This window comes from Burkholderia sp. AU33545 (genome assembly GCF_020419685.1).
GTDB classification, from domain to species: domain Bacteria; phylum Pseudomonadota; class Gammaproteobacteria; order Burkholderiales; family Burkholderiaceae; genus Burkholderia; species Burkholderia diffusa.
Genome location: NZ_JAIZRQ010000001.1, coordinates 757,481 through 782,577, shown reverse-complemented (window position 1 = coordinate 782,577; position 25,097 = coordinate 757,481). Strand labels below are relative to the sequence as shown.

Genomic DNA, 25,097 nt, shown 5'->3' with positions numbered 1-25,097 from the left:
CGAAATCCGCGCCGAAGCCGCCCTCTATTTAATAGCGCAAACCTTTGCGTCTGACGAATTGCGGCGCCTGAAAGCGCCGCCCGTCGAATCACCAAAGAGGCGGCGCGCACACGGCCTGACCGTCGCGCGCCGTCACCGGTTCGGCTCAGCTCGTCGCCGCGCGCACCGCGTCGGCAATCGCTTCCGCGTGAAGGGTCGCGTCGGCGGCATGCTGTGCCTCGACCATCACACGCAGCACGGGCTCGGTGCCCGACGCGCGGATCAGCACACGGCCGCGGCCGGCGAGCGCGCTTTCGGCTGCGTCGATCGCCGCGCGAATCGATGCGCTGCCCTTCCAGTCGGCACCCGCCTTCATCCGCACGTTGATCAGCTTCTGCGGGAACAGCGTGACGCCGTCCAGCATCTGCGCAAGCGTGCGGCCGCTGCGCTTGAGCGCGGCCAGCACGAGCAGCGCCGACACGATGCCGTCGCCGGTCGAATGGCGGTCGAGCGACAGGATGTGGCCCGAGCCTTCCGCGCCAAGCTGCCAGCCGCGCTCGCGCAGCTGTTCGAGCACGTAGCGGTCGCCGACGGCCGCCCGCACGAACTGCACGCCCTCGCGCTGCAGCGCGACCTCGACCGCGAGGTTCGTCATCAGCGTGCCGACCGCGCCGTCGACCTTGCCGGCGGTCGCAATCCGGTCCTTCACGAGCACGTAGAGCAACTCGTCGCCGTTGTACAGCCGGCCCGTCGAATCGACGACCTGCAGGCGGTCCGCATCGCCGTCGAGCGCGATGCCGAGGTCCGCATGGTTCGCCCGCACGGCACGCACCAGTGCGTCGGGCGCCGTCGCGCCGACACCGTCGTTGATGTTGAAGCCGTTCGGCGCGACGCCGATCGGGATCACGTCCGCGCCGAGTTCGTGGAATACGTGCGGTGCGATCTGGTACGCGGCGCCGTGGGCGCAGTCGATCACGAGCTTCAGCCCGCGCAGGTCGTATGCAGCCGGGAACGTGCTCTTGCAGAACTCGATGTAGCGGCCGGCCGCGTCGTCGAGGCGGCGCGCCTTGCCGAGCCGGTCCGACGACGCGCATTCGAGCGGCTTGTCGAGCCATGCTTCGATCTCGGCCTCGGTGTCGTCGGGCAGCTTGTTGCCATCGGCGGAGAAGAACTTGATCCCGTTGTCCTGATACGGGTTGTGCGATGCGCTGATCACGACACCGGCCGACAGGCGCAGCGCGCGCGTCAGGTATGCGACGCCCGGCGTCGGCATCGGGCCGGCCAGCATCACGTCGACGCCTGCCGCCGAAAAACCGGCCTCGAGCGCGGCCTCGAGCATGTAGCCCGACACGCGCGTGTCCTTGCCGATCAGCACCGTCGGACGTGCCCCCGCCGCGACGTCGGCCGCGCCGGCCAGTACCTTGCCGGCTGCATAGCCGAGACGCAACACGAAATCAGGCGTGATGGGCGCATCGCCCACCGTGCCGCGAATGCCGTCCGTGCCGAAATATCGACGTCCCATGGCTTACCTTCCTCCTTCGTCTTTCTGACTTCTGACTTATCGTTGCCGCGCGGCTTCGCGCACGGCGTTCCAGACCTTCAGCGCATCGACCGTCGCCGCGACGTCGTGCACACGTACGATCGCCGCACCGCGCCAGACCGCGCACAACGCGGCCGCCACGCTCGCCGCGACGCGTTCGATCGGCGGCTTGCCGCCGATCACCGCGCCGAGCATCGACTTGCGCGACATGCCTGCGAGAATCGGATACGCGCGCCCGTCAGGCCGCGCGGGGGCCGTGTCCGGCAACGCGGCCAGCAGCGCGTAGTTGTCATCGACCACGGCCTTGCCGAATCCGAACCCGGGGTCGACGCAGATCCGTTCCGGCGCGACGCCCGCGTCGCGCAGCGCCTGCACGCGTGCGGCGAGAAAGTCGCGCACGTCGGTCACGACGTCGCCGTAGTCGGGCTCGCCGACCTGCATCGTCCGCGGCTCGCCGAGCATGTGCATCGCGCACAGCCCGCCGTTGCCTTCGCGCACGGCGTCGATCGCACCCGGCTGGCGGAACCCCCATATGTCGTTGATCATATCCGCGCCGGCAGCGAGCGCCGCACGCATCACGTCCGGCTTGTAGGTGTCGATCGAAAGCGGCACGTTCAGTGGCCGCAGCGCTTCGACGAGCGGGATCACGCGCGCGAGTTCCTGGTCGAGCGGCACGGGCGGCGCACCGGGACGCGTCGACTCGCCGCCGATGTCGATCAGGTCGACGCCTTCGGCGATCATCCGCTCGGCCTGGCGCAGCGCATCGTCGCGCGCGAGGAAGCGGCCGCCGTCGGAAAACGAATCGGGGGTGGCGTTGAGAATGCCCATCACGAGCGGGCGTTCGAACGTCAGCGAGAAACGGCCGCACTGGAGCGGCGCGGGAATGGAGGGTGGAACTGCGGATTCGGGCACGGGCGGGAGACGTTGATGAATGCAAAACGGGCCGGTGTGAAGCCACACCAGCCCGTGAACGGTGCTACGGCGAAGGTCAGGCGGGCGAAGCAGGCGCCGGCGCGTTGCCGGGCTTCACTTCGGCAGCCGTGCCGCCACCCGAGGAATCGCCGCCGACGGCCGGCGAGCTCTTCGGCGAGCGCGGCGGACGCCCTTCCATGATGTCGTTGATCTGATCGGCGTCGATCGTCTCCCACTCCATCAGCGCGGCCGTCATTGCCTCGACCTTGTCGCGGTTCTCTTCGAGCAGGCGACGCGCAAGCCCGTACTGTTCGTCGAGCACTCGACGGATTTCGCTGTCGACCTTCTGCTGCGTCGCTTCCGAGATCGTGCGGGTGAAGCCGCGGCCAAACGGGCTGCTGTCGTTCTCGTCGTCGACGTAGACCATCGGTCCGAGCGCATCGGTCATGCCGAAACGCGCCACCATCGCACGCGCCGTCTGCGTCGCCTTGTTGAAGTCGTCCGACGCGCCGGTGCTGATCAGGTTCAGGAACAGCTCCTCAGCCACGCGGCCGCCGAACAGGATCGCCAGGCGGTCGAGCAGGTAGTCCTTCGAGTACGTCTCGTTGTCATGCTCCGGCAGCTGCCACGTGACACCCAGCGCGCGACCGCGCGGGATGATCGTGACCTTGTGCACCGGGTCGGCCTTCGGCAGCAGCTTCGCGATCACCGCGTGGCCCGACTCGTGGTAAGCCGTCGCACGCTTCGCTTCTTCGCGAATCACCGCCGACTTGCGCTCCGGACCCATGAAGATCTTGTCCTTCGCGTCCTCGAAATCCTGCATCTCGACGATGCGCTTGCCGCGACGTGCGGCGAACAGCGCCGCTTCGTTCACGAGGTTCGCGAGATCGGCGCCCGAGAAGCCCGGCGTGCCGCGCGCGATGACCGCTGCGTCGACGTCGTTCGCGATCGGCACCTTGCGCAGGTGCACGCGCATGATCTGCTCGCGGCCGCGGATGTCCGGCAGGCCGACATAGACCTGGCGGTCGAAACGGCCCGGACGCAGCAGCGCCTTGTCGAGCACGTCGGAACGGTTGGTCGCGGCGATCACGATCACGCCCGAGTTCGCTTCGAAGCCATCCATCTCGACCAGCATCTGGTTCAGCGTCTGCTCGCGCTCGTCGTTGCCGCCGCCCATGCCGGCGCCGCGATGACGACCGACCGCGTCGATTTCGTCGATGAACACGATGCACGGTGCGTGCTTCTTCGCCTGCTCGAACATGTCGCGCACACGGGCCGCGCCGACGCCGACGAACATTTCGACGAAGTCGGAACCCGAGATACTGAAGAACGGCACCTTCGCTTCACCGGCGATCGCGCGGGCGAGCAGCGTCTTGCCGGTACCCGGGGGGCCAACGAGCAGCACGCCGCGCGGAATGCGACCGCCCAGCTTCTGGAATTTCTGCGGGTCGCGCAGGAAGTCGACGAGCTCGGACACTTCTTCCTTCGCTTCGTCGCAGCCCGCGACGTCGGAGAAGTTCACCGCGTTGTTGTTCTCGTCGATCAGCCGCGCCCGCGATTTCCCGAACGAAAATGCGCCGCCTTTGCCGCCTCCCTGCATCTGTCTCATCATGTAGAACCAGAACACGATGATCAGGATCGTCGGCCCGAGGTAGTACAACGCGGACATCAGCGCGTTCGGTTCGTCATCGGCCTTGCCGCTGACCTGCACGCCGTACTTCATCAGATCGCCGACCATCCAGATGTCGCCGGGCGACACGATCTGGTATTTTTGGCCATCAGCCGGAGTGACGGTGAGGTTGCGCCCCTGCACGATGACGTTCTTGACCTTGCCGTTCTTGGCGTCGTCCATGAACTGCGAATAGGACACACCTTCCTGGACGCGGGGCTTGTCGAACTGCTTGAACACCGTAAACAGCACCAGTGCGATCACCAGCCACACCGCTGCCTTCGAAAACATATTGTTGTTCAAAGCACCACTCCTTCACTCGTAGACGAGCGCCTACATTTTCCTTGCGGCGCTCCTCGGTCATTCTAATCCAGTCCGACCACCCCTGCCATAAGCATTGACAACCGTCGCAATAGCGCTTCGCTTGTCTGGCAAGGGCCGGAGCCCGTTTGCGGCACAGCGCGCCGCGTCACCGCGGATGCTTCAGTTGCCGGCCCAAAATGAACGTTTCGGACGATTTGTCGCGGGACGCCTTCGGCTTGCGCGGCGCGACGATCTTAAACTGCTGTTTGAACTTTTCGACGATCTGGCTGTAGCCACTGCCGTGGAAACACTTCACGAGCAGCGCACCTTCCGGCTTCAGATGATTCTGCGCAAATTCGAGCGCCAGATCGCACAGATGCTCGATGCGCGCCGCGTCCGCCGAGGCCACGCCCGAGAGGTTGGGGGCCATGTCCGAAATAACAAGGTCCACCGAGCGGCCTTCGAGCACTTCCTCCAGCCGGTGAAGAACCTCGTCCTCGCGGAAGTCGCCCTGGAGGAAGTGGACGTCGGCGATCGGTTCCATCGGCAGGATGTCGAGCGCCACGATCGTGCCGTCGATGCCGCCTTCGCGCTCCGCGTCACGCTTCTTGCCCTGCGCGAGCTTGTTGCGGGCATACTGGCTCCAACTGCCCGGCGTCGCGCCGAGATCGACGATCACCTGGCCCGGACGGATCAGCTTGTCCTGCTCGTCGATTTCCTTCAGCTTGTACGCGGCACGCGCGCGATAGCCCTCCCGCTGCGCCATTTTGACGTACGGGTCGTTGATGTGGTCGTGCAGCCAGTGCTGGTTAAAGCGGTTTTTTGCCATTCGAGAGAGAGATTGCTGCTATTTGCTTCGTGAAGCCGTGCTTTTGGCGGATAATACGCGTCTTCTTCGCGCGGCTACGGCCCCTTCCAGGGCCCAAGCCGCGATTTTACGTGGTTTCGGCGCGCGGCTGATGCGGTAACTTCCCGCGATTCGCTTCTGATGCAGCGCGCCCCTATTTAGATTTCGACATTTCCATGCCCGCCCTTTCGCTTTCCCCCGCCGAGCGCTCCGCGCTGCGCTCCCAGGCCCATGCGCTCAAGCCCGTCGTGCTGATCGGCGCCGAAGGGCTGACCGACGCCGTGCTGAAGGAAATCAAGGTACACCTCGCCGCGCACCAGCTGATCAAGATCCGTGTGTTCGGTGACGAGCGCGACGAGCGCGTCGCCATTTACGACGAGATCTGCGACCGCCTGAACGCGGCGCCGATCCAGCACATCGGCAAGCTGCTGGTGATCTGGAAGCCCGAGGCTGCCGTGGCGGCCCCGACCCGCGGCCGTCGCGCCGGCGCGCTGCCGAGCGCAGCCGAAGCCGTCGACGACAAGAAAGGCCGTGCGCCGCGCACCGTCAAGGTCGTCAAGGTGTCGCCGAACGCGAGCCCCGTGCGTCGTCCGAAGCCGACCAAGGTCGTCGTGCGCGGCAACGAGCGCGTGACGGCGGGCGGCAACGTGAAGCGCGCGAAAAAGCGCCAGGCAAGCACGAAGCGGCCGCACCAGGACAAGTAATCCTGCCGCGCGGCACGGGGCAGCCCGTGCCGCCCTGCCGGTGCGACGCTCAGGCCGTTCAGGCGTCTTGCGCCGGCAAACGCCAGATCAGCATCAGCCCCAGCACGCTCTCGACGAGATAGAGCAGGCTCGAGACGCCGTGCAGCATCCCGAAGCGGCTCGCATACGGCGAGTTCGCGATATCGGTGCCCGCCTCCATCGCGGCCACCCGCAGCGCGTTCATGAACGGCTGCAGCGCAAAATACCCGACCAGCACGCACGCGACCATCGCTGCGACGATCCAGCGCACGCGACGGTAATCACCGCTGCCGCGCCGCACCTGCTGGTTCGACAGCGCGAGCAGCAACACACCGCATACGACACCGAGGATCGCCTCGATGCGAAACAACTGGGCGGCGACCGTGCCGGCCGTCATCCGCTCCAGCGTCTTGAACAGCACGGGCGCGACCGCATACCCGATCGTCAGCAGGCTGCCGACCCACACGGCCGACAGCAGACGGAACACGCGATGCGGCATCACGTCGCCCCGCTTCAGATGTAGCTGACCGAGATGATTTCGTATTCGCGCACGCCGCTCGGCGCCTGCACGGCCGCGACGTCGCCTTCGGACTTGCCGATCAGTGCGCGTGCGATCGGCGAGCTGACCGAGATCAGGCCGTGATCGATGTCGGCTTCGTCGTCGCCGACGATCTGGTACTTGACGGTGTCGCCGGACTCGAGATCCTCGAGTTCGACCGTCGATGCGAAAACCACTCGGCCTTCGGCGTCGAGCACGGTGGGATCGATGACCTGCGCGGCCGACAGCTTCGATTCGAGTTCCGCGATACGACCCTCGATGAAGCCCTGCTTTTCCTTCGCGGCATCGTATTCGGCGTTTTCGGACAGGTCGCCCTGTGCGCGGGCCTCCGCGATCGCGTTGATCACGGCCGGCCGCTCGACGGACTTGAGGCGCTGCAATTCATCGCGCAGGAGTTCTGCGCCACGCTTTGTCAACGGAATGGTGCTCATAAACGGCTCAATCGCTAAAAACGGCTTTAAAAAAAATCACCGCGATTAAGCGCATTTCCGGCGAACCGGAAACACCGCTTAATCGCGGCACGTGTTGCTTCGACAGGTAACTGACCGCTTAGTTTAGGCGAGCGTGAAGACCTTGTAAATCATAGACTTCCAGATCCTTCAGGTAGCGCAAGCCTTCGACGGCCGCGCGCGCGCCCGACATCGTCGTGTAGTACGTGACCTTGTGCGCCTGCGCGCTCATGCGGATCGAACGCGAATCGGCGATCGCCTGGCGCGTCTCGTCGACCGTCGTGAACACGAGTGCGATCTCGCCGTTCTTGATCATGTCGACGATGTGCGGACGGCCGTCCTTCACCTTGTTGACGACCTTCACCGGCACGCCGGCCGCTTCGATCGCGGCGGCCGTGCCCTTGGTCGCGACGATCGGGTAGCCGAGGTCGTGCAGCATGCGCGCGACTTCGACCGCCTTCGGCTTGTCGGCGTCCATCACGGTCAGCAGCACCGTGCCCGACTCCGGCAGGCGCGAACCGGCCGCGAGCTGCGACTTGAACAACGCCTCGCCGAACGTCTGGCCGACGCCCATCACTTCGCCGGTCGAACGCATTTCAGGCCCGAGGACCGGATCGACGGTCGGGAACTTCACGAACGGGAACACCGCTTCCTTCACGCTGAAATACGGCGGCTCGACTTCCTTCGTCACGCCCTGCTGCGCGAGCTTCTGGCCGACCATCGCGCGCGCCGCGATCTTCGCGAGCGGCAGGCTGGTCGCCTTCGACACGTACGGCACCGTGCGCGATGCGCGCGGGTTCACTTCGAGCACGTAGATGATGTCCTGCTTCGACCCGTCCGCCTGCGGCACCTGCTGGATCGCAAACTGCACGTTCATCAGGCCGACCACGTTCAGCGCCTTCGCCATCGCACCCGTCTGGCGCTTCAGTTCGGCGACCGTTTCCTTCGACAGCGAGTACGGCGGCAGCGAGCATGCCGAGTCGCCCGAGTGAACGCCCGCCTGCTCGATGTGCTCCATCACGCCGCCGATGAACACGGCTTCGCCGTCGCAGATGCAGTCGACGTCACACTCGATCGCGTCGTTCAGGAAGCGGTCGAGCAGCACCGGCGAATCGTTCGACACCTTCACGGCCTCGCGCATGTAGCGCTCGAGGTCGCGCGGCTCGTGGACGATTTCCATCGCGCGGCCGCCCAGCACGTACGACGGGCGCACGACCAGCGGATAGCCGATTTCCTCGGCAAGCTTGAGCGCTTCGTCTTCGGCGCGTGCGGTGCGGTTCGGCGGCTGGCGCAGGCCGAGGTCCTGCAGCAGCTTCTGGAAGCGTTCGCGGTCTTCGGCCGCATCGATCATGTCCGGCGACGTGCCGACGATCGGCACGCCGTGCGCCTCGAGGTCGAGCGCGAGCTTCAGCGGCGTCTGGCCGCCGTACTGGACGATCACGCCGACCGGCTTTTCCTTGTCGACGATCTCGAGCACGTCTTCCAGCGTCAGCGGCTCGAAGTACAGGCGGTCGGACGTGTCATAGTCGGTCGACACCGTTTCCGGGTTGCAGTTGACCATGATCGTTTCGTAGCCGTCCTCGCGCATCGCGAGCGCCGCGTGCACGCAGCAGTAGTCGAACTCGATGCCCTGGCCGATCCGGTTCGGGCCGCCGCCCAGCACCATGATCTTCTTGTTGGTGGTCGGCTGCGCCTCGCACTCTTCCTCGTAGGTCGAGTACATGTAGGCCGTCTTGGTCGCGAACTCGGCCGCGCAGGTGTCGACGCGCTTGTACACCGGACGCACGTTGAGTTCGATGCGGCGGCGGCGCACGTCTTCCGGCGTCGCGCCGAGCAGCTTCGCGAGGCGGCGGTCGGAGAAGCCGCTCTGCTTCAGGTAGCGCAGCTCGTCGAACGTCAGCGACGCGAGCGTGCGGCCCGCGAGCGCCGTTTCCTTCAGGATGATCTGCTCGATCTGATGGAGGAACCAAGGATCGATCGCGGTTTCCGCGAAGATTTCCTCGGCCGTCATGCCGATGCGGAACGCGTCGCCGACATACCAGATGCGGTCCGGGCCCGGCTCGTGGATCTCGATCGCGATCTCGTCGCGGTTGGTCGACTTCTCGTCGAGACCGTCGACGCCGACTTCGAGGCCGCGCAGCGCCTTCTGGAACGACTCCTGGAACGTGCGGCCGATCGCCATCACTTCGCCGACCGACTTCATCTGCGTGGTCAGGCGCGAATCGGCTTCACGGAACTTCTCGAATGCGAAACGCGGGATCTTCGTGACGACGTAGTCGATCGTCGGCTCGAACGATGCCGGCGTCTGGCCGCCGGTGATTTCGTTCTTCAGCTCGTCGAGCGTGTAGCCGACCGCCAGCTTCGCCGCGACCTTCGCGATCGGGAAGCCGGTCGCCTTCGATGCGAGCGCCGACGAACGCGACACGCGCGGGTTCATCTCGATGACGACCATGCGGCCGTCCTTCGGGTTGATCGAGAACTGCACGTTCGAGCCGCCGGTGTCGACGCCGATCTCGCGCAGCACCGCGAGCGATGCGTTACGCAGGATCTGGTACTCCTTGTCGGTGAGCGTCTGCGCCGGCGCGACCGTGATCGAGTCGCCGGTGTGCACGCCCATCGGGTCGAGGTTTTCGATCGAGCACACGATGATGCAGTTGTCGGCGCGGTCGCGCACGACTTCCATCTCGTACTCCTTCCAGCCGAGCAGCGACTCTTCGATCAGCAGCTCGCGCGTGGGCGACAGGTCGAGACCGCGCTTGCAGATCTCTTCGAACTCTTCGCGGTTGTACGCAATGCCGCCGCCCGAGCCGCCGAGCGTGAACGACGGACGGATCACGACCGGGTAGCCGCTGCCGCCCGTCTCCGCCATGATCTCGGCGTGCACCTTGGTCGCCTCTTCCATCGAGTGCGCGATGCCCGACTTCGCGGAGCCGAGACCGATCTTGGTCATCGCTTCCTTGAATTTCTGGCGGTCTTCCGCCTTGTCGATCGCTTCCGGCGACGCGCCGATCAGTTCGACGCCGAACTTCTCGAGCACGCCGTGGTGGTGCAGGTCGAGCGCGCAGTTCAGCGCGGTCTGGCCGCCCATCGTCGGCAGGATCGCGTCCGGGCGCTCCTTCTCGATGATGCGTGCGACGACTTCCCACGTGATCGGCTCGATGTAGGTCACGTCGGCCGTGTTCGGGTCGGTCATGATCGTCGCCGGGTTGCTGTTGACGAGAATGACCTTGTAGCCCTCCTCACGCAACGCCTTGCAAGCCTGCGCGCCCGAATAGTCGAACTCGCACGCCTGGCCGATGATGATCGGGCCGGCGCCGATGATGAGGATGCTTTTGATGTCTGTGCGTTTTGGCATGGCTTGTGAATTCAGTAAGTAATCTTTGTCGTGGCGTTGTCGCGGATCGGCGGTTGCGCTCAGCTCATGGTGGCGAGCGCGAGCTTCACCGAGAAACCGATGAACAGGCCGCCCACGCTGCTCGCTGCGCCCGCCGCGAGCCTGCGGCGGCGGCGGAAATGCTCGGCGAGCCGCGCGCCCGCGAAGATCAGCGTGCTCAGGTACAGGAAGCTCGCGCATTGCGCGATCGCCCCGAGCACGACGAACGACAGCGCGGGATGCGGGAACGCCGGGTCGACGAACTGGATGAAGAACGAGATGAAGAACAGGATCGCCTTCGGATTCAGGAGGCTCACGATCAGCGCCTTGCGGAATGGCCGCTCGCCGTCGACCGCACGCGGTGCATCGGCCGGCGCATCGGCGCGCGCGCGCAGCTTCTGCCACGCGCTGCGCAGCATCCCCGTGCCGATGTACAGCAGGTACGCGGCACCGCCGTACTTGACGACGGAGAACAGCAGCGGGTTCGCCTTCAGCAGCGACGCGACGCCCGCAGCGGACAGCACCATCAGCACCGTGTCGCCCAGGAACACGCCGCAGGCCGCGCGATAGCCGGCCTTCACGCCGCGCTGGGCCGCAAGCGACAGCACGTACATCGAGTTCGGCCCCGGCAGCAGGATGATGAAGATCACGCCGAACACGTAGGTCCAGATATCCGTGATGCCGAGTGCGTGGCCGAACATGATGCGAATCTCCCGTTCTTCGGTTGCTTCAGTCGCGTCAGGCGTTGCGCTGCTTCGCCGCGTCCATCAGTGCGGTGAAACGGTCGAACAGATACGCGATGTCGTGCGGGCCGGGCGACGCTTCCGGGTGACCCTGGAAGCAGAATGCCGGCTTGTCGGTCAGCTCGAAACCCTGCAGCGTGCCGTCGAACAGCGACACGTGCGTCACGCGCGCGTTGGCCGGCAGCGAATCCGCGTCGACCGCGAAACCGTGGTTCTGCGACGTGATCACCACGCGACCGTCGCCGAGATCCTTCACCGGGTGGTTCGCGCCGTGGTGGCCTGTCTTCATCTTCAGCGTCTTCGCGCCGACCGCGAGGCCCATGATCTGGTGGCCGAGGCAGATGCCGAAGGTCGGCACGCCGCGCTCGATGAACTCCTTGGCTGCCGCGATCGCGTAGTCGCACGGCTCCGGGTCGCCCGGGCCGTTCGACAGGAAGATGCCGTCCGGATTCAGCGCGAGCGCGTCGGCCGCGCTCGCCTCGGCCGGCAGCACCGTCACGTGGCAGCCGCGCTCCGCGAGCATGCGCAGGATGTTGTACTTGACGCCGAAGTCGTACGCGACGACGCGGTACTTCGGCGCTTCCTGCATGCCGTAGCCGCTGCCGAGGCGCCATTCGGTCTGCTTCCACTCGAACGGCTTCGTGGTCGACACGACCTTCGCGAGATCCATGCCCGCGAGGCCGGGGAACGAGCGAGCGAGTTCGATCGCCTTCGCCTCGTCGTTCGAGCCGGCCAGGATGCAACCGTTCTGCGCGCCCTTGTCGCGCAGGATACGGGTCAGCTTGCGGGTATCGATGCCGGCGATCGCGACGACGCCTTCGTCGCGCAGGTAGTCGCCGAGCGTGCGGTCCATGCGGAAATTCGATGCGAGCGTCGGCAGATCACGGATGATCAGGCCGGCGGCATGGACTTTCGTGGCTTCGACATCTTCGGCGTTGACGCCGACGTTGCCGATATGCGGGTAGGTGAGCGTGACGATCTGACGCGCGTAGCTCGGATCAGTCAGGATTTCCTGATAGCCGGTAATCGCGGTGTTGAACACGACTTCACCGATCGTGTGGCCTTCGGCCCCGATCGAATAACCACGAAAGACCGTGCCGTCGGCGAGTGCAAGCAAGGCGGGAGAAAAAGACGGCAACACGGGAGGCTCCTTGGGGAACACCCTGCTGCCGACCTGTTTACCCTGCCGCGCGAGCGCCGCGCTGCATAGGCGCGCGGAGTCGCTAGCTGGACGCGACCTGCTGTGTCGGCACGCGAACCCGGCGCGTGGCGCACGAGGCTTCGCGGCATCGCCCGACAGGCGGCGTGCGGCGGATGAACGGGATAAGTGAGGTAGGCGCTAGGGTGCGAGGTTGATCAGCACAAACTTTCAAATTATAGCCCGAAAATGACCTTATCTTCAATTGATATGGCCGTCCGATCACGCATGCGGCGCGCGCAATGCGGTGGCATCAGGCGCGACATCCCTTGCTGCGGCCCCGTTTCCGCAGCCGCCCTACCCGTCAGCGTACCGCCGGATCAACGTGCTTGCCAGCACTGCGCGCGGGCCACACGTACCAGACCGCGCTCGCAAGCTGCAGCGCGAGCAGCACGCTCCACGCGGTGACGTGGGCGGCAGCCGGGTAATGGCCGTCGACGGCCGGCCAGTGCGACAGCACCGCGCCGATACCGATCTGGAACGCAAAGATCAGCACGAAGATCACGAGCGTCAGTGTCGTATTCGCGCGGCCGATCAGATGCGCCGGGAAGTGACCGGCAAGCACAGCATAGGTCAGGATCCCGACGCCGCCGAACATTCCGTAGGCCGCCCACAGCACGGCCGGCGGCAGCGGCACGCGCGCGACGATCGCGATTTGCGTGGTGACGAACAGCACCATGCCGACGCCGCAAAATGCCTGGACGGACACCCCGCGGCGCTCGAGCACGCGCGCCGCCGCGCCGAAACCGACACAGCCGGCCATCATCGCGAAGCCGAGCACCGACACGAGCCGTGCGGCGTGCTGCGCATCGAACCCCGCGACGTCGCGCAGGTACGGACCGACCCACAGTGACTGCATCGCGTAGAACACGCCCTGCGTGACGATCGAGAATGACGAGATCTTCCAGAATGCGCGGCTGCCCAGGATGTGCCACGTGCCCTTGAACTGGCTAACGAGCCCGCCCTGATGGCGCGGCCGCTCCGCTTCCGGCGCACCGAAGCCGATCGCGGCCGCGACGACGACCGTCAGCACCGCGAGGCCGCCGCAGATCACACGCCAGCTCGTGACGCCGAGCAGCCAGGTCAACGGCGAGCCGACCGCGACGCCGCCCAGGCCGCCGACGGCCATCACGAGACCGTTGACGAGCGGCAGCCGGCCGACCGGAAAATGCTGCGCGAGCGCCTTGAACGCCGCACCTAGACACACCGATACGCCGACGCCGATCAGCAGCCGGCCGACCATCATCGTGCCGAGGTCGTGCGCGACGCCAAACACGGCGGCACCGGCGGCCGCGAACAGCAGCATCCCAGCCGTCACGCGGCGCGGGCCGAAATGGTCGAGCAGCACGCCGGCCGGAATCTGCGCGCCGGCAAAACCGAGGAAATAGAGACTGGTGAGCAGTCCGAGATCGGCGGCCGATAGCCCGAGCTCGTGCGTGACGAACGGCGCGAAGCCTAGATTGACGCCACGGAACACATAGGACACGAAATATCCGACCGCAAACAGCGCGAGCACCCTCACCTGCACCGACGACATCGCTCCTCCTTGTGATCCGATCCCGGCCCCGCGAAGCAGCGACCCCGCTGCCGCGCACAAACGAAAACGCCGTCACCTTGGTGACGGCGTTGCTTCGTGTTTCATCGGATGATAACGCAAACGCACGGTCCGGCCGGACCGCCGCGCCGCGTTCGCGACCGCGTTACTTCTTCTTGCCCTTGCTTGCAGCGGCCTTCGGCGCTGCCTTGGCCGGCGCCGCCTTCGCGGGAGCAGCCTTCGTCGCGCGAGCCGCCGGCTTCGCGGCACCGCGCTTCGCGCCGCGCGACTTGCCGCCGACGGACAGGCTCGCGCGCTCGATATGCGCGCCGGAGGTCGACGTCGCGATCCGTTCCGGACCCGGCTCGGCCGGCACTGCGCGGCCGACCGGCACGTGCAGCACGAGCGCCTGGCCCGGCATCGCGAGATCGCGATGCGTGCGGTTCCATGCCTTCAGCTGGCCGACCGACACGCCGTAGCGGCCGGCGATCGCCGCCATCGACTGCTTGCGGCGCACGCGGATCAGCATCTTGCGCGTGTCGGGTACGTCGGGCTCCATCGCGAGTACGCCGTTTTCCGCAACGTCCGCGCTGATGTCCTCGTCGTCGTCATCGCCGCGCGGCACGACGATCGTCGAGCCCGGCTTCAGGCGCATGCCGGCGGGAATCTTGTTGACCGACATCAGCGTATCGGGGTCGACACCGATCTTCTCGGCGATCGCGGCCGGGCGCGCGCGCTCGCTGACCGTATAGGTGGTCCACGTCGACAACTGGCCGTTGTAAGCCTTCAGGTTCTTCTCGAACGCTGAGGCGTTGTCGAACGGCAGCAGGATCTGCGGCTCGGTCGCGCCGAGGATCACCGGCTTCGAGAACGACGGGTTCAGCGAACGGAACTCGTCGAGCGACAGGTTCGCGAGCTTCGCGGCCACCGCCACATCGATGTCGCGCGACGTCGTGACCGTCACGAAATACGGGTGGTTCGGGATCTCCGGCAGCGTCAGGCCGAACTGCTGCGGATTCGCGATGATGTTCTTCACCGCCTGCAGCTTCGGCACGTAGTTGCGCGTCTCGTTCGGCATCCGCAGGCTCTGGTAGTCGGTCGGCAGGCCGGCCGCCTGGTTGCGTGCAATCGCACGCTGCACGTTGCCCTCGCCCCAGTTGTATGCGGCCAGCGCCAGATACCAGTCGCCGAACATGTCATGCAGGCGCGACAGGTAGTCGAGCGCGGCGCTCGTCGACGCGAGCACGTCGCGGCGCTCGTCCTGCCACATGTTGCGCTTCAGGTTGTACGTGCGGCCCGTGCCCGGCATGAACTGCCACATGCCGGCAGCCTTCGCGACCGACAGCGCCTGCGGATTGAACGCGGATTCGATGAACGGCAGCAGCGCGAGCTCGGTCGGCATATGGCGCGCCTCGAGCTCTTCGACGATGTGATACAGATACTTCTGCGAGCGCTCGGTCATGCGCTGCACGTAATCGGGACGCTGCGTGTACCAGGTCGTCTGCATGTCGACGAGGTCGCTCTGCAGGTCGGGCATCTGGAAGCCGCGACGGATACGGCCCCAGAGATCGGAATCTGCACTGGTCAGGTCGCCGACGGATTGCTTGTCGACGTCGACAGTTTCTTTGGCGGTGGCTGATTTACGGAGGTAGTTGGACGCTGCCTGCGAATCGGCGGCGTTGTTGGCGACAGGAGCCTGGCTCGCACAAGCGGCGAGCAGCAGGACCACCATCGCACTCAATATAAGTCGCATGAAAATCTCGGCTTCCGACGGCTGGAAATTGCTGGCGATACTACGGAAGTGCGTGCTTCACGTCAATAAAAACACCGAAAACTCAGCCAAATCCTACAGTTGGAGCAATTTTTACAGGCTCTGCCTGAGCTTTTTGGAGTCCTCCGGAAATCGTCATCGGAACCGGTTTTTCCACTCGCGCATCAGCGTGAATGCCGCCAGGCGATCCGGCACGGTTTCGTGCAGCTCGGCCTCGAGCGTCGCATGGATGGCCGCGCTGTCCGACCGCATGAACGGGTTGACGGCGCGTTCGTGCGCGATCGTAGTGGGCAGCGTCGGCACGCCGCGCGCGCGCAGCGCCTGCGCTTCGTCGCGCCAGGCGGCGAGCGCCGCATTGCCCGGTTCGCACGCGAGCGCGAAGCGGATGTTCGACAGCGTATATTCGTGTGCGCAATGCACGCGGGTGTCGCCGGGCAGCGCCGCGAGCGCGTCGAGCGACGCCAGCATCTGCGCGGGCGTGCCTTCGAACAGGCGACCGCAGCCGCACGAGAACAGCGTGTCGCCGCAGAACACATGAGGGGTGGCGGCGCCCTGCCCGGCCGCCTGGAAATAGGCGATGTGACCGCGCGTATGCCCCGGCACGTCGAGCACGTCGAACGTGAGCGCCGGTGCGTCGAGCGTCACGCGATCGCCGCCCGCGAGCGGCCGCATGACCACGCCGATCGCCTCGGCCGCCGGGCCGAAGACGACCAGTGGCACATCGTCCGGTTGGCCATCGCGCAGCGCGGCGACACCGCCGACATGGTCGGCGTGATGGTGCGTGAGTAAAATAGCGGTCAACCGCCAGCCGCGTTCGGCAAGAACACGGCGTACGGGCGCGGCTTCACCCGGATCGACGGCGATCGCATCGCGGCCGTCCGAGACGAGCCAGATATAGTTGTCTTCGAATGCCGGAACCGGCACGTATTCCAGCTCGTTCATGGGCGCGCAATCATCGTTATGTCCGATCGTCAAATTATAGACTGGCCCGCCTGGACCGACTCGCCGCCCGGCCGCTATGTGCTGGACTGGGAGCAAGCGCAGCTCGACCGGATCGTGTCCGACGTCTTCGGGTTTCACGCGCTGCAGCTCGGCCTGCCGCAGCTCGATGCGCTGCGCGAGAACCGCATGCCGTATCGCGGCCTCGTGCTCGACCCGGCAAGCGGCGCGAGCGCGCCCTACCAGTATCCGTGGGCGCGCGAGGCGCACGCGCCCGAACACGCGCCGGCCGGTCGCAGCACCACGTGGTGCGACCTGCTCGACCTGCCGTTCGAGTCGCAGAGCGTCGACCTGATCGTGATGCCGCACACGCTTGAATTCACGTCCGACCCTCACCGCCTGCTGCGCGAAGCCGAGCGCGTGCTGATGCCGGAAGGCCAGCTCGTGATCACCGGCTTCAATTCGTTGAGCCTGTGGGGCATGCGGCAATCGTTCGGGCGCATGGCGAACCGTCCGTTCGTGCCGGCCGCGCGCGACCAGATCGCGTTCATCCGGCTCAAGGACTGGATCAAGCTGCTCGGCTTCGATCTCGAGCGCGGCCGCTTCGGCTGCTACCGGCCGCCGCTCGTCACCGACAAATGGCTTGCCCGCTACGGCTTCATGGAAGCCGCCGGCGACCGCTGGTGGCCAATCTTCGGCGCCGTCTACATGGTCACGGCCGTCAAGCGCGTGCGCGGCATGCGCCTCGTCGGCCCGATCAAGATGAAGAAGCCCGTGCTCGCGCCGGGCCTCACGCCGGCGGCCACCCCGACCACCCATCAAGAACACTCATGACCACCGACACCATCGACATCTATACCGACGGCGCCTGCAAGGGCAACCCCGGCCCCGGCGGCTGGGGCGCACTGCTGCGCTACGGCGACCGCGAAAAGGAGCTGTTCGGCGGCGAGCCCGACACGACCAACAACCGCATGGAACTGATGGGCGTGATCGCCGCGCTCGAGGCGCTGAAACGGCCGTGCCGCGTGATCGTGCATACCGACTCGCAATACGTGCAGAAAGGCATCAGCGAGTGGATCCACGGCTGGAAGAAGAAGGGCTGGGTCACTGCGGCGAAAACCCCGGTGAAGAACGCCGACCTGTGGAAGCGCCTCGACGCGCTCGTCGCGCAGCACGAGGTCGAGTGGCGCTGGGTGAAGGGCCATGCGGGCCACCCCGAAAACGAACGCGCGGACGCGCTCGCGAATCGCGGTGTCGAATCGCTCGTGGCCTGAACGCAGGCCACCCAACCCTACTGTCTTTCCCGATTTATCCGACATGCGCCAGATCATTCTCGATACCGAAACCACCGGCCTGAATCCCCGCACGGGCGACCGCCTGATCGAAATCGGCTGCGTCGAGCTGCTGAACCGGCGGCTCACCGGCAACAACCTGCACATCTACGTGAACCCCGAGCGCGACAGCGATCCGGGCGCACTGGCCGTGCACGGCCTCACGACCGAATTCCTGAGCGACAAGCCGAAGTTCGCGGAAGTCGTCGACCAGATCCGCGACTTCGTGAAGGACGCCGAGCTGATCATCCACAACGCGCCGTTCGACCTCGGGTTCCTCGACGCCGAATTCGCCCGGCTCGACCTGCCGCCGTTCAGCGAGCATTGCAGCGGCGTGATCGACACGCTCGTGCAGGCCAAGCAGATGTTTCCCGGCAAGCGCAATTCGCTCGACGCGCTGTGCGACCGGTTCGGCATCAGCAACGCGCACCGTACGCTGCACGGCGCACTGCTCGACTCGGAACTGCTCGCCGAAGTCTATCTCGCGATGACGCGCGGCCAGGACAGCCTCGTGATCGACATGCTCGACGACGCAGGCGCCGACGGTGGCGCCGCGAACGGCCAGCGCGTGTCGCTCGCGTCGCTCGACCTGCCGGTTCTCTCAGCGAGCGACGACGAACTCGCCGCCCACCAGACCCAACTCGACGAACTCGACAAGTCGGTCAAGGGCACCTGCGTGTGGCGCAAGTCCGCCGACGCGGATGCTGGCGAAGCCGCCAAAGCCGCCTGACGCAGCATCTCCCGACCGACGCCTGCAGCCGCGCTCACGCGCGCGGCTGCAGCGCGATGATGGTCATCCCGCCGAGCGCAAGCACCGCGCCAGCCACATCCCAGCGGGACAGCGCGATGCCGTCGACCACCCGCAGCCAGATCAGCGCCACCGCGATATACACGCCGCCGTACGCCGCATAGGTGCGCCCCGCCGCGCTCGGATGCAGCGTCAGCAGCCACGCGAACAACGCGAGCGACAGCGCTGCCGGTACCAGCAGCCACACGGGCCGGCCGCCCTTCAGCACGAGCCAAGGCAGGTAGCAGCCGACGATTTCGGCCAGTGCAGTGACGGCGAACAGCGCCGCAATCCTGATCAGTTCGGTCATCCGTTTCCTCGCAGATTCGCCCCACCCGCCCGGTGGGCCGCGCGCCGCCGATCATACCGGAGGCGACCCGGGCGGAACCGCCGCCAGACGGGGGATTCCGGGCAATTTGCACGATCGTCTGCCATCGTGCTATCATGTCGCCTGTTTCAACATTCAATATCTGTCTATTCGATTTCGAAAGGAGTCCGTCCGCGCGTTGCGGGCCGGTGCTTCGACCGAAATTGCATCCACAGGAAAGCCCGCCCGACAGGCCCGCTTTTCTCGTTTCGTTGCCCCTCCGGGGCGCTTGCCGGGACGCCGGACACCGTCCGCACCGGCATCTGCCGCTTGCATCACGCGGCCCATTCTTCATGAGCGCACAGTCGCGACGGCCCATCGGGCCCGCGTCGAAGCAGTCCCTTCCGGCCCTTTACCGCCTCATGTGCAGTAAGCGCTTAAATGGCCTGCCCCGACGCGCAGCACGCGACATCGCGCTCGCCGGCAAACCGTGTCGGACGGCCCGCCCGTTCCGGCGCAGTCAAAGGAGTGCATGACCTTGACCGCAACACACGTCAGCCCGACCGCTGCTTCTTCCTCCACGTCGTCCGGCGAGGCCCCACTCGCCGCGGACGACATTACCGTCGTCGACCAGAGCCTGCTCAAGCGCGCCGTCAGCGCGATGGCCATCGGCAATGCGATGGAATGGTTCGACTTCGGTGTCTACAGCTATATCGCCGTCACGCTCGGCAAGGTGTTCTTCCCCTCCAGCAGCCCGTCCGCGCAGTTGCTCGCGACCTTCGGCACGTTCGCGGCCGCATTCCTCGTACGTCCGCTCGGCGGCATGGTGTTCGGCCCGCTCGGCGACCGCATCGGCCGCCAGCGCGTGCTCGCCGCCACCATGATCATGATGGCCGTCGGCACCTTCGCGATCGGCCTGATCCCCAGCTACGCGTCGATCGGCATCATGGCGCCTGTACTGCTGCTCGTCGCCCGCCTCGTGCAGGGCTTCTCGACCGGCGGCGAATACGGCGGCGCCGCCACCTTCATCGCCGAATTCTCGACCGACAAGCGCCGCGGCTTCATGGGCAGCTTCCTCGAGTTCGGCACGCTGATCGGCTATGTGATGGGTGCGGGTGTCGTCGCGCTGCTGACCGCATCGCTGTCGCAGGAGGCGCTGCTGTCGTGGGGCTGGCGCGTGCCGTTCCTGATCGCCGGCCCGCTCGGCCTGATCGGCCTCTACATCCGGATGAAGCTCGAGGAAACGCCGGCGTTCAAGCGCCAGGCCGAAGAGCGCGAAGCGCAGGACAAGGCCGTGCCGAAGGCGCGCTTCCGCGAAACGCTGATGCGCAACTGGCGTGCGCTGCTGCTCTGCGTCGGTCTCGTGCTGATCTTCAACGTGACCGACTACATGGTGCTGTCGTACCTGCCGAGCTTCATGTCGTCGACGCTGCACTTCGACGAATCGCACAGCCTCGTGCTGGTGCTGATCGTGATGGTGCTGATGATGCCGCTGACGCTCGCCGCCGGCCGCCTGTCGGACAGGATCGGCCGCAAGCCCGTGATGCTGGCCGGCTGCGTCGGCCTGCTCGTGCTGTCGATCCCGTCGATGATGCTGATCCATACGGGCACCACCGCGTCGGTGTTCGGCGGCCTGCTGATCCTCGGCGTGCTGCTGTCGTGCTTCACCGGTGTGATGCCGTCGGCACTGCCGGCGCTATTCCCGACCGAGATCCGCTACGGCGCGCTCGCGATCGGCTTCAACGTGTCGGTGTCGCTGTTCGGCGGCACGACGCCGCTCGTCACCGCGTGGCTCGTCGACGTGACCCATAACCTGATGATGCCCGCGTACTACATGATGGGCGCCGCCGTGATCGGCATCGTGTCGGTCGTCGCGCTTGCCGAAACCGCGCGCCAGCCGCTCAAGGGCTCGCCGCCGGCCGTCGCGACGCGCCGCGAGGCGCACCAGCTGGTGCGCCAGATGCGCGAAGACGACGATGCGGAGATTTACGGCGTCGTGTCGACTGTACGCGCCTGAGCCTCGCCCAAGAAAAAGCCCCGGCAAAAGCCGGGGCCCGATCGAATCCGATCCGCCCGACCGGCTTGCGCCGGCCGGGCTTTTTTTCATCTGTTGGGTGGCTGCGCGATCATGCGTGCGCTTCGCAGTGGCGGCAGAAGATCAGCGCCCGCGAACGCGACACCGCAGCCTGCGCACCGCGCGCCGCGACGATCAGGCCGACCTGGCCGAGATTGAAATCGCGCTCGACCATCAGCTGCGTCAGCGCGGCAAGCGGCAACACGACGGACGGGTGGTACAGACTCGATTCGATCAGCGCTCTCATCATCGGCTCCATCAGGCAATGCTTATTCGATGGAGTGGATTCTAGGGATCGGCCGCAACCGGATAAACAGCGCGAATGCGAAGTCACTTGTCAGTGACGGAGAACAATCGGCCGGGCCTTTGGCGCACGGGGCCGAGCGGGCGGCGGCGGATGGTTCGGGAGCGCCAGACGGACGGCGCGCGGCGGCGTCTTGCGGACGCTGCGCCGGGCGAAAACGGGCGACCGGACGGCCGATAGCGGCCGGTTCGATCCGTGCCGGAAGCCGGCACGAGTCCCGGCGGGACCGCACGCCGGTCGCGTCGCCCGCCGCCCGCCGCCCTCGCTCCCGTGCCGACGCGACAGCCGCCGGCTTCAGTCGAGCGGCGTCTCGGCAAACGCCGGCAGCGCTTCCGCCCGCGCCGAATGCGCGGCGAGTGCCGGATAACGGGCCGGATCGATCCGTGCGAGCGCCGGGTAATCGGCGGTCATGAATTGCGTGAAGCGCCACGCGACGGCGACGGTCACGTCGGACTGCAGCAGGCGCGCGCCGCCGAGCCAGCCGTTCGCGGCCGCGACGAGCGGCTCGAGCTCGCCATACGCGGCCTCGATCTGGCCCAGCACGCGCTCGAGCCATGGCGCGTGCTGCTTCTCGGCGGGCCGCAGCGCGTGCTCGTACACCACCTGCACGGTCTTCTCCGCCGCTGCCAGCGCGAATCCGACCGGCACGAGCGTGCGCAGCCGCGCGTCGGCGGCGTCGGGCAGCAGGCGCCGCTCGGGCGCGACGCGATGGTCGAGATAGTCGACGATCAGCGACGAATCGATCAGCGTCGCACCGTCGTCGGTCACGAGGGTCGGCGCCTTCACGACCGGGTTGAATGTCTGGAACCGGTCGAACTGACGGAACACCGAGATCGACTCGTGTTCGAACGGCAGGTCGAGCAGCTTCGCCGAAATGGCGGCACGGCGCACGAACGGGGAATCCAGCATGCCGATCAGCTTCATCGCGAACGCTCCGCTTGAGGGAATGGGACCGACGACTGTAGCAGCGCCGTGCGTCGCCGCCTAGGGCCTGTTCGCGTTTCCGACACCCGCTGCGCGGCCAGAGTGACCATAATGCAGATTCACGCCCCCTCCGCCCCAAGGTTCGCCATGTGGTACACCGTCGTCGAGCAGCAGCGGGAATGGATGCGCGCCTGGCGCGCGGCGACGCGCCAGGCGTTCGACGCATGGCCCGCCGCGACGCTGGCGCACGCCGCGTCGTCGTGCTACGACGACCTGTTCGAGCCGCTCCTCGGGCCCGCCGCCGGGCCGCCGCGATTCGAGATCCGGCGCCCGGCGATCGACGAGCGGATCGTCGCGCGCACGCCGTTCTGCCAGTTGCGACGCTTCGCGCGCGACGCCGCGCGGCGCACGGTGCTGCTGTGCGCACCGCTCGCCGGACATGCGGCCGTGATGATGCGGGAGACCGTCGAGGCGCTGCTCGCGGACGGCGACGTCTGCGTGACCGACTGGGTCAATGCGCGCGACGTCCCGCTCGCGGCCGGTCGCTTCGGGCTCGACGAATACGTGGCGACGCTCGACGGCTTCGTCGACGCGCTCGCCCGCGACGAGCGACCGCTGCACGTCGTCGCCGTGTGCCAGGCCACCGTTCCCGCGCTCGGCGCACTTGCGCTGCGCGCCGCTCGCGGCCTCGCACCGCCCGCGAGCATCACGCTGATCGGCGGGCCGCTCGACGCGCGCGTCAACCCGACCACGCTCGGCACGACCGCCGCGTCCCGGTCGCTCGCGTGGTGCCGCCGCCACCTGATCGACATTGTGCCGCCCCGCTTCCCCGGCCGCGGCCGCCACGTGTTTCCGACCTATCTTCAGCAAGGCGAGATCGCGCTGCTGTATCCGCAACGCTTTCTGACGCTGATCGAGGACTACGCGCGCGCGGCGTCGCATTTCGACCTGACGGCGCTGGCGGACGCGCGGCGTGCGCTGCGCGAATACACGGCGCTGCTCGACATGCCGGCCGAATACTTCCTGGATACCGTCGATATCGTGTTTCATCGAATGTGCCTCGCGAACGGCACGTGGGACGTCGGCGGGCAGCGCGTCGAGCCGGCCGCGCTGCGCGGCGTCGCGCTTCTGACGGTCGAAGGCGGATGCGACGCCGTCACGGGCATCGGCCAGACGCATGCAGCGCTGGCCATGTGTCGCGGCCTCAAGGCCGGCGAGCGCCAGCGCCTCGATGTCGACGATTGCGATCATTACGGGTTGTTCACGGGCGCGCGCTGGCACGGCGAAGTCCATCCGGCGCTGCAGCGCGTATTCGTGCAGGCCGAAGCCGCTCGCCCGGGATCGCGCCGGCGCCGTATCAGGCGGACGTGATGTCGTCGTCAGGCGCGCGGGCCGCGTCGAGGAGCGCACGCACCTCGTCGTCCCCGGTCTGGTCGAAACGCGCGTAGAACTGGCTGATTCCGAGGAACGACAGCGGCTGCAACACCGTCACGAACGCGTCGGCCAGATCGTCGAACGCATGCCGGGCACCGCCCGGCGCGACGGGTGCGGCGGCCACGATGCGCGCGGGATGGCGTTCGCGCAGCGCCTGCAGCGCAACGCGCATCGACGCGCCGGTCGCAACGCCATCGTCGACGACGATCGCGATCCGGCCGTCGACCGGCAGCGGCGGCCGGGCGCCACGATACAACGCTTCGCGGCGCTGCAGTTCGGCTGTCTCGCGCGCGATCACGTCGGCCAGTTGCGCATCGGTCACGCCCATCGCGCGGATCGCCGAATGCTGCAGGTGGATCGCTCCGCCGGTCGCGATCGCGCCGATCGCGAATTCCGGATCGGACGGCATGCCGAGCTTGCGCACCACCAGCACGTCGAGCGGCGCGCGCAGCGCCTGCGCGACCGGGAATGCGACCGGCACGCCGCCACGCGGCAGCGCGAGCACGACGACGTCGCGACGCCCCGCATAGTCCTGCAGCGCATGCGCAAGCCGGCGCCCCGCGTCGGCGCGATCGGCAAAACATTCGATCACGATGGCTCCCTGCCCGTTGCGCCGGATGCGCGACGCGCGCACCGGCACCCTGTTCAACGAGCATGGTTCATCGGACGCGCCGATGCAAGCGGGGTCATACCGGCGCGCGCGGCATGCGGATTACGGCGGGAAAAGGATGGGTGGCGTTTGCCCGGGCGGGTCCGCCGTCAGGCGCTCAGAGCCCGCCGGCCTGCCGGTACAGCCGCCAGAACGACTGCGCGTACGACTGCGCGAGCTCCGGTGCGCGCTGGAACACGTTCACCGTTTCCGCGTGCGCGGGCGCGCCGTCGGACAGCGTCGTCAGCGCGACGCTGTCGTCGACGATCACGAAGCGCGGCGCGGGATCGCCGTGCCGCGAATCGATCGCGACGTCGATGCCGGCCGATTTCAGATAACCCGCGCCGCTGTACTTGCCTGCACGCGGCGAACGCACCAGCACGACCCGCACTTCGATCCCGCGCGAACGCGCGTCGCGCAGCGCCGCCGCGACCGCGGGCGGCACGTACGCGTAGCCGGCCAGCAGCACGCGGCGCTGCGCCTGTCCGATCAGGTCGACGGTCGCGTCGGCCGCCGCATTGTCATACGAAAAGTACGTGCCGACCGATGCGGCATCGGACGGAATCGGGCTGGCGTGGGCGGTCGCCGCGCAGCAAAGCACGGCGAGGAGGAAGGCGGCTGGTCTCATGGCGGGCGCCATTGTAGCGACGCCAATTCGCGTGGCAAGCGCCTGCTGCGACGCTGCTGCGCCGGCGCAACACCCGGTGCGCAACCACCACCTGGCGGGCCGGTTCCGGAATCGATCTCGC

Annotated in this window: 23 protein-coding genes; 6 read left to right on the top strand and 17 right to left on the bottom strand. The window is 66.8% G+C overall.

Annotation, left to right across the window (positions count from 1 at the left end; translation table 11 throughout):
• Positions 1–145: 145 nt before the first annotated feature.
• The 4 genes from glmM to LGM71_RS03590 form a co-directional block, all read right to left on the bottom strand.
• Entirely contained in the window at positions 146–1,501 is a 1,356-nt protein-coding gene (gene glmM / locus LGM71_RS03605; RefSeq protein ID WP_059683179.1) for a phosphoglucosamine mutase, read from the bottom strand.
• 36 nt (positions 1,502–1,537) lie between these two features.
• Entirely contained in the window at positions 1,538–2,479 is a 942-nt protein-coding gene (gene folP / locus LGM71_RS03600) for a dihydropteroate synthase (protein WP_226114028.1), read from the bottom strand.
• A 28-nt stretch (positions 2,480–2,507) separates the two neighbouring features.
• Complete coding sequence (gene ftsH, locus LGM71_RS03595; protein ID WP_059603600.1) at positions 2,508–4,403, bottom strand: ATP-dependent zinc metalloprotease FtsH; 1,896 nt, start codon at positions 4,401–4,403, stop codon at positions 2,508–2,510.
• A 166-nt stretch (positions 4,404–4,569) separates the two neighbouring features.
• Positions 4,570–5,232: an RlmE family RNA methyltransferase gene (locus LGM71_RS03590; RefSeq protein ID WP_059523464.1), complete on the bottom strand. Its 663-nt coding sequence runs from the start codon at positions 5,230–5,232 to the stop codon at positions 4,570–4,572.
• 194 nt (positions 5,233–5,426) lie between these two features.
• On the opposite strand from LGM71_RS03590, the gene LGM71_RS03585 reads away from it, so the two are divergent.
• Entirely contained in the window at positions 5,427–5,954 is a 528-nt protein-coding gene (locus LGM71_RS03585) for a YhbY family RNA-binding protein (RefSeq protein ID WP_124626665.1), read from the top strand.
• Positions 5,955–6,012: 58 nt separating this feature from the next.
• Here the strand turns inward: LGM71_RS03585 and LGM71_RS03580 are convergent, their stop codons facing one another.
• The 8 genes from LGM71_RS03580 to gloB form a co-directional block, all read right to left on the bottom strand.
• The gene (locus LGM71_RS03580; protein ID WP_226114242.1) at positions 6,013–6,471 is read right to left on the bottom strand and encodes a DUF4149 domain-containing protein; all 459 of its coding nucleotides are present in this window, start codon (positions 6,469–6,471) and stop codon (positions 6,013–6,015) included.
• Between the two features lie 14 nt (positions 6,472–6,485).
• Positions 6,486–6,962 carry a transcription elongation factor GreA gene (greA, locus tag LGM71_RS03575; protein ID WP_057927897.1) on the bottom strand — a complete coding sequence of 159 codons (477 nt, stop codon included), beginning with the start codon at positions 6,960–6,962 and terminating at the stop codon, positions 6,486–6,488.
• 118 nt (positions 6,963–7,080) lie between these two features.
• Entirely contained in the window at positions 7,081–10,335 is a 3,255-nt protein-coding gene (carB, locus tag LGM71_RS03570) for a carbamoyl-phosphate synthase large subunit (protein ID WP_226114027.1), read from the bottom strand.
• A gap of 59 nt (positions 10,336–10,394) precedes the next feature.
• Positions 10,395–11,054, bottom strand: a complete 660-nt coding sequence (gene leuE, locus LGM71_RS03565; protein ID WP_175815826.1) for a leucine efflux protein LeuE — start codon at positions 11,052–11,054, stop codon at positions 10,395–10,397.
• Between the two features lie 37 nt (positions 11,055–11,091).
• Positions 11,092–12,237, bottom strand: a complete 1,146-nt coding sequence (gene carA, locus LGM71_RS03560; RefSeq protein ID WP_059523474.1) for a glutamine-hydrolyzing carbamoyl-phosphate synthase small subunit — start codon at positions 12,235–12,237, stop codon at positions 11,092–11,094.
• Between the two features lie 361 nt (positions 12,238–12,598).
• Entirely contained in the window at positions 12,599–13,831 is a 1,233-nt protein-coding gene (locus LGM71_RS03555) for an MFS transporter (RefSeq protein WP_226114026.1), read from the bottom strand.
• Between the two features lie 163 nt (positions 13,832–13,994).
• Positions 13,995–15,581 carry a transglycosylase SLT domain-containing protein gene (locus tag LGM71_RS03550; protein ID WP_226114025.1) on the bottom strand — a complete coding sequence of 529 codons (1,587 nt, stop codon included), beginning with the start codon at positions 15,579–15,581 and terminating at the stop codon, positions 13,995–13,997.
• A gap of 153 nt (positions 15,582–15,734) precedes the next feature.
• Entirely contained in the window at positions 15,735–16,541 is an 807-nt protein-coding gene (gene gloB / locus LGM71_RS03545; RefSeq protein WP_059603580.1) for a hydroxyacylglutathione hydrolase, read from the bottom strand.
• Between the two features lie 18 nt (positions 16,542–16,559).
• Here gloB and LGM71_RS03540 point away from each other — a divergent pair, with 18 nt between their 5' ends.
• The 3 genes from LGM71_RS03540 to dnaQ are packed head-to-tail and all read left to right on the top strand — an operon-like array spanning position 16,560 to position 18,599.
• On the top strand, positions 16,560–17,372 hold the full coding sequence (locus LGM71_RS03540; RefSeq protein WP_174907083.1) for a class I SAM-dependent methyltransferase: 813 nt from the start codon (positions 16,560–16,562) through the stop codon (positions 17,370–17,372).
• Complete coding sequence (gene rnhA / locus LGM71_RS03535) at positions 17,369–17,812, top strand: ribonuclease HI (protein WP_059523484.1); 444 nt, start codon at positions 17,369–17,371, stop codon at positions 17,810–17,812. The genes LGM71_RS03540 and rnhA overlap by 4 nt, the downstream gene beginning before the upstream one ends.
• A 43-nt stretch (positions 17,813–17,855) precedes the next feature.
• A complete protein-coding gene (dnaQ, locus tag LGM71_RS03530; protein WP_174907082.1) occupies positions 17,856–18,599 on the top strand; it encodes a DNA polymerase III subunit epsilon in 744 nt (247 codons plus the stop codon).
• 34 nt (positions 18,600–18,633) lie between these two features.
• On the opposite strand, the gene LGM71_RS03525 is transcribed toward dnaQ, so the two are convergent.
• Positions 18,634–18,966, bottom strand: coding sequence for a YnfA family protein (locus LGM71_RS03525; RefSeq protein ID WP_059603571.1), 333 nt, complete (start codon positions 18,964–18,966; stop codon positions 18,634–18,636).
• A gap of 529 nt (positions 18,967–19,495) precedes the next feature.
• Here LGM71_RS03525 and proP point away from each other — a divergent pair.
• Positions 19,496–20,980, top strand: coding sequence for a glycine betaine/L-proline transporter ProP (gene proP / locus LGM71_RS03520; RefSeq protein ID WP_226114024.1), 1,485 nt, complete (start codon positions 19,496–19,498; stop codon positions 20,978–20,980).
• A 109-nt stretch (positions 20,981–21,089) separates the two neighbouring features.
• Here the strand turns inward: proP and LGM71_RS03515 are convergent, their stop codons facing one another.
• Both LGM71_RS03515 and LGM71_RS03510 read right to left on the bottom strand, forming a co-directional pair.
• Positions 21,090–21,287, bottom strand: coding sequence for a hypothetical protein (locus LGM71_RS03515; protein ID WP_044844954.1), 198 nt, complete (start codon positions 21,285–21,287; stop codon positions 21,090–21,092).
• Between the two features lie 348 nt (positions 21,288–21,635).
• Positions 21,636–22,265: a glutathione S-transferase gene (locus tag LGM71_RS03510; RefSeq protein ID WP_226114023.1), complete on the bottom strand. Its 630-nt coding sequence runs from the start codon at positions 22,263–22,265 to the stop codon at positions 21,636–21,638.
• 147 nt (positions 22,266–22,412) lie between these two features.
• On the opposite strand from LGM71_RS03510, the gene phaZ reads away from it, so the two are divergent.
• Entirely contained in the window at positions 22,413–23,636 is a 1,224-nt protein-coding gene (phaZ, locus tag LGM71_RS03505; RefSeq protein ID WP_226114022.1) for a polyhydroxyalkanoate depolymerase, read from the top strand.
• Here the strand turns inward: phaZ and LGM71_RS03500 are convergent.
• Together LGM71_RS03500 and LGM71_RS03495 are read right to left on the bottom strand one after the other, a co-directional pair.
• Complete coding sequence (locus LGM71_RS03500; RefSeq protein ID WP_124626713.1) at positions 23,623–24,291, bottom strand: phosphoribosyltransferase; 669 nt, start codon at positions 24,289–24,291, stop codon at positions 23,623–23,625. The genes phaZ and LGM71_RS03500 overlap by 14 nt on opposite strands.
• Before the next feature lie 175 nt (positions 24,292–24,466).
• Complete coding sequence (locus tag LGM71_RS03495) at positions 24,467–24,988, bottom strand: phospholipase D-like domain-containing protein (RefSeq protein WP_124626683.1); 522 nt, start codon at positions 24,986–24,988, stop codon at positions 24,467–24,469.
• Between the last annotated feature and the right edge of the window lie 109 nt (positions 24,989–25,097).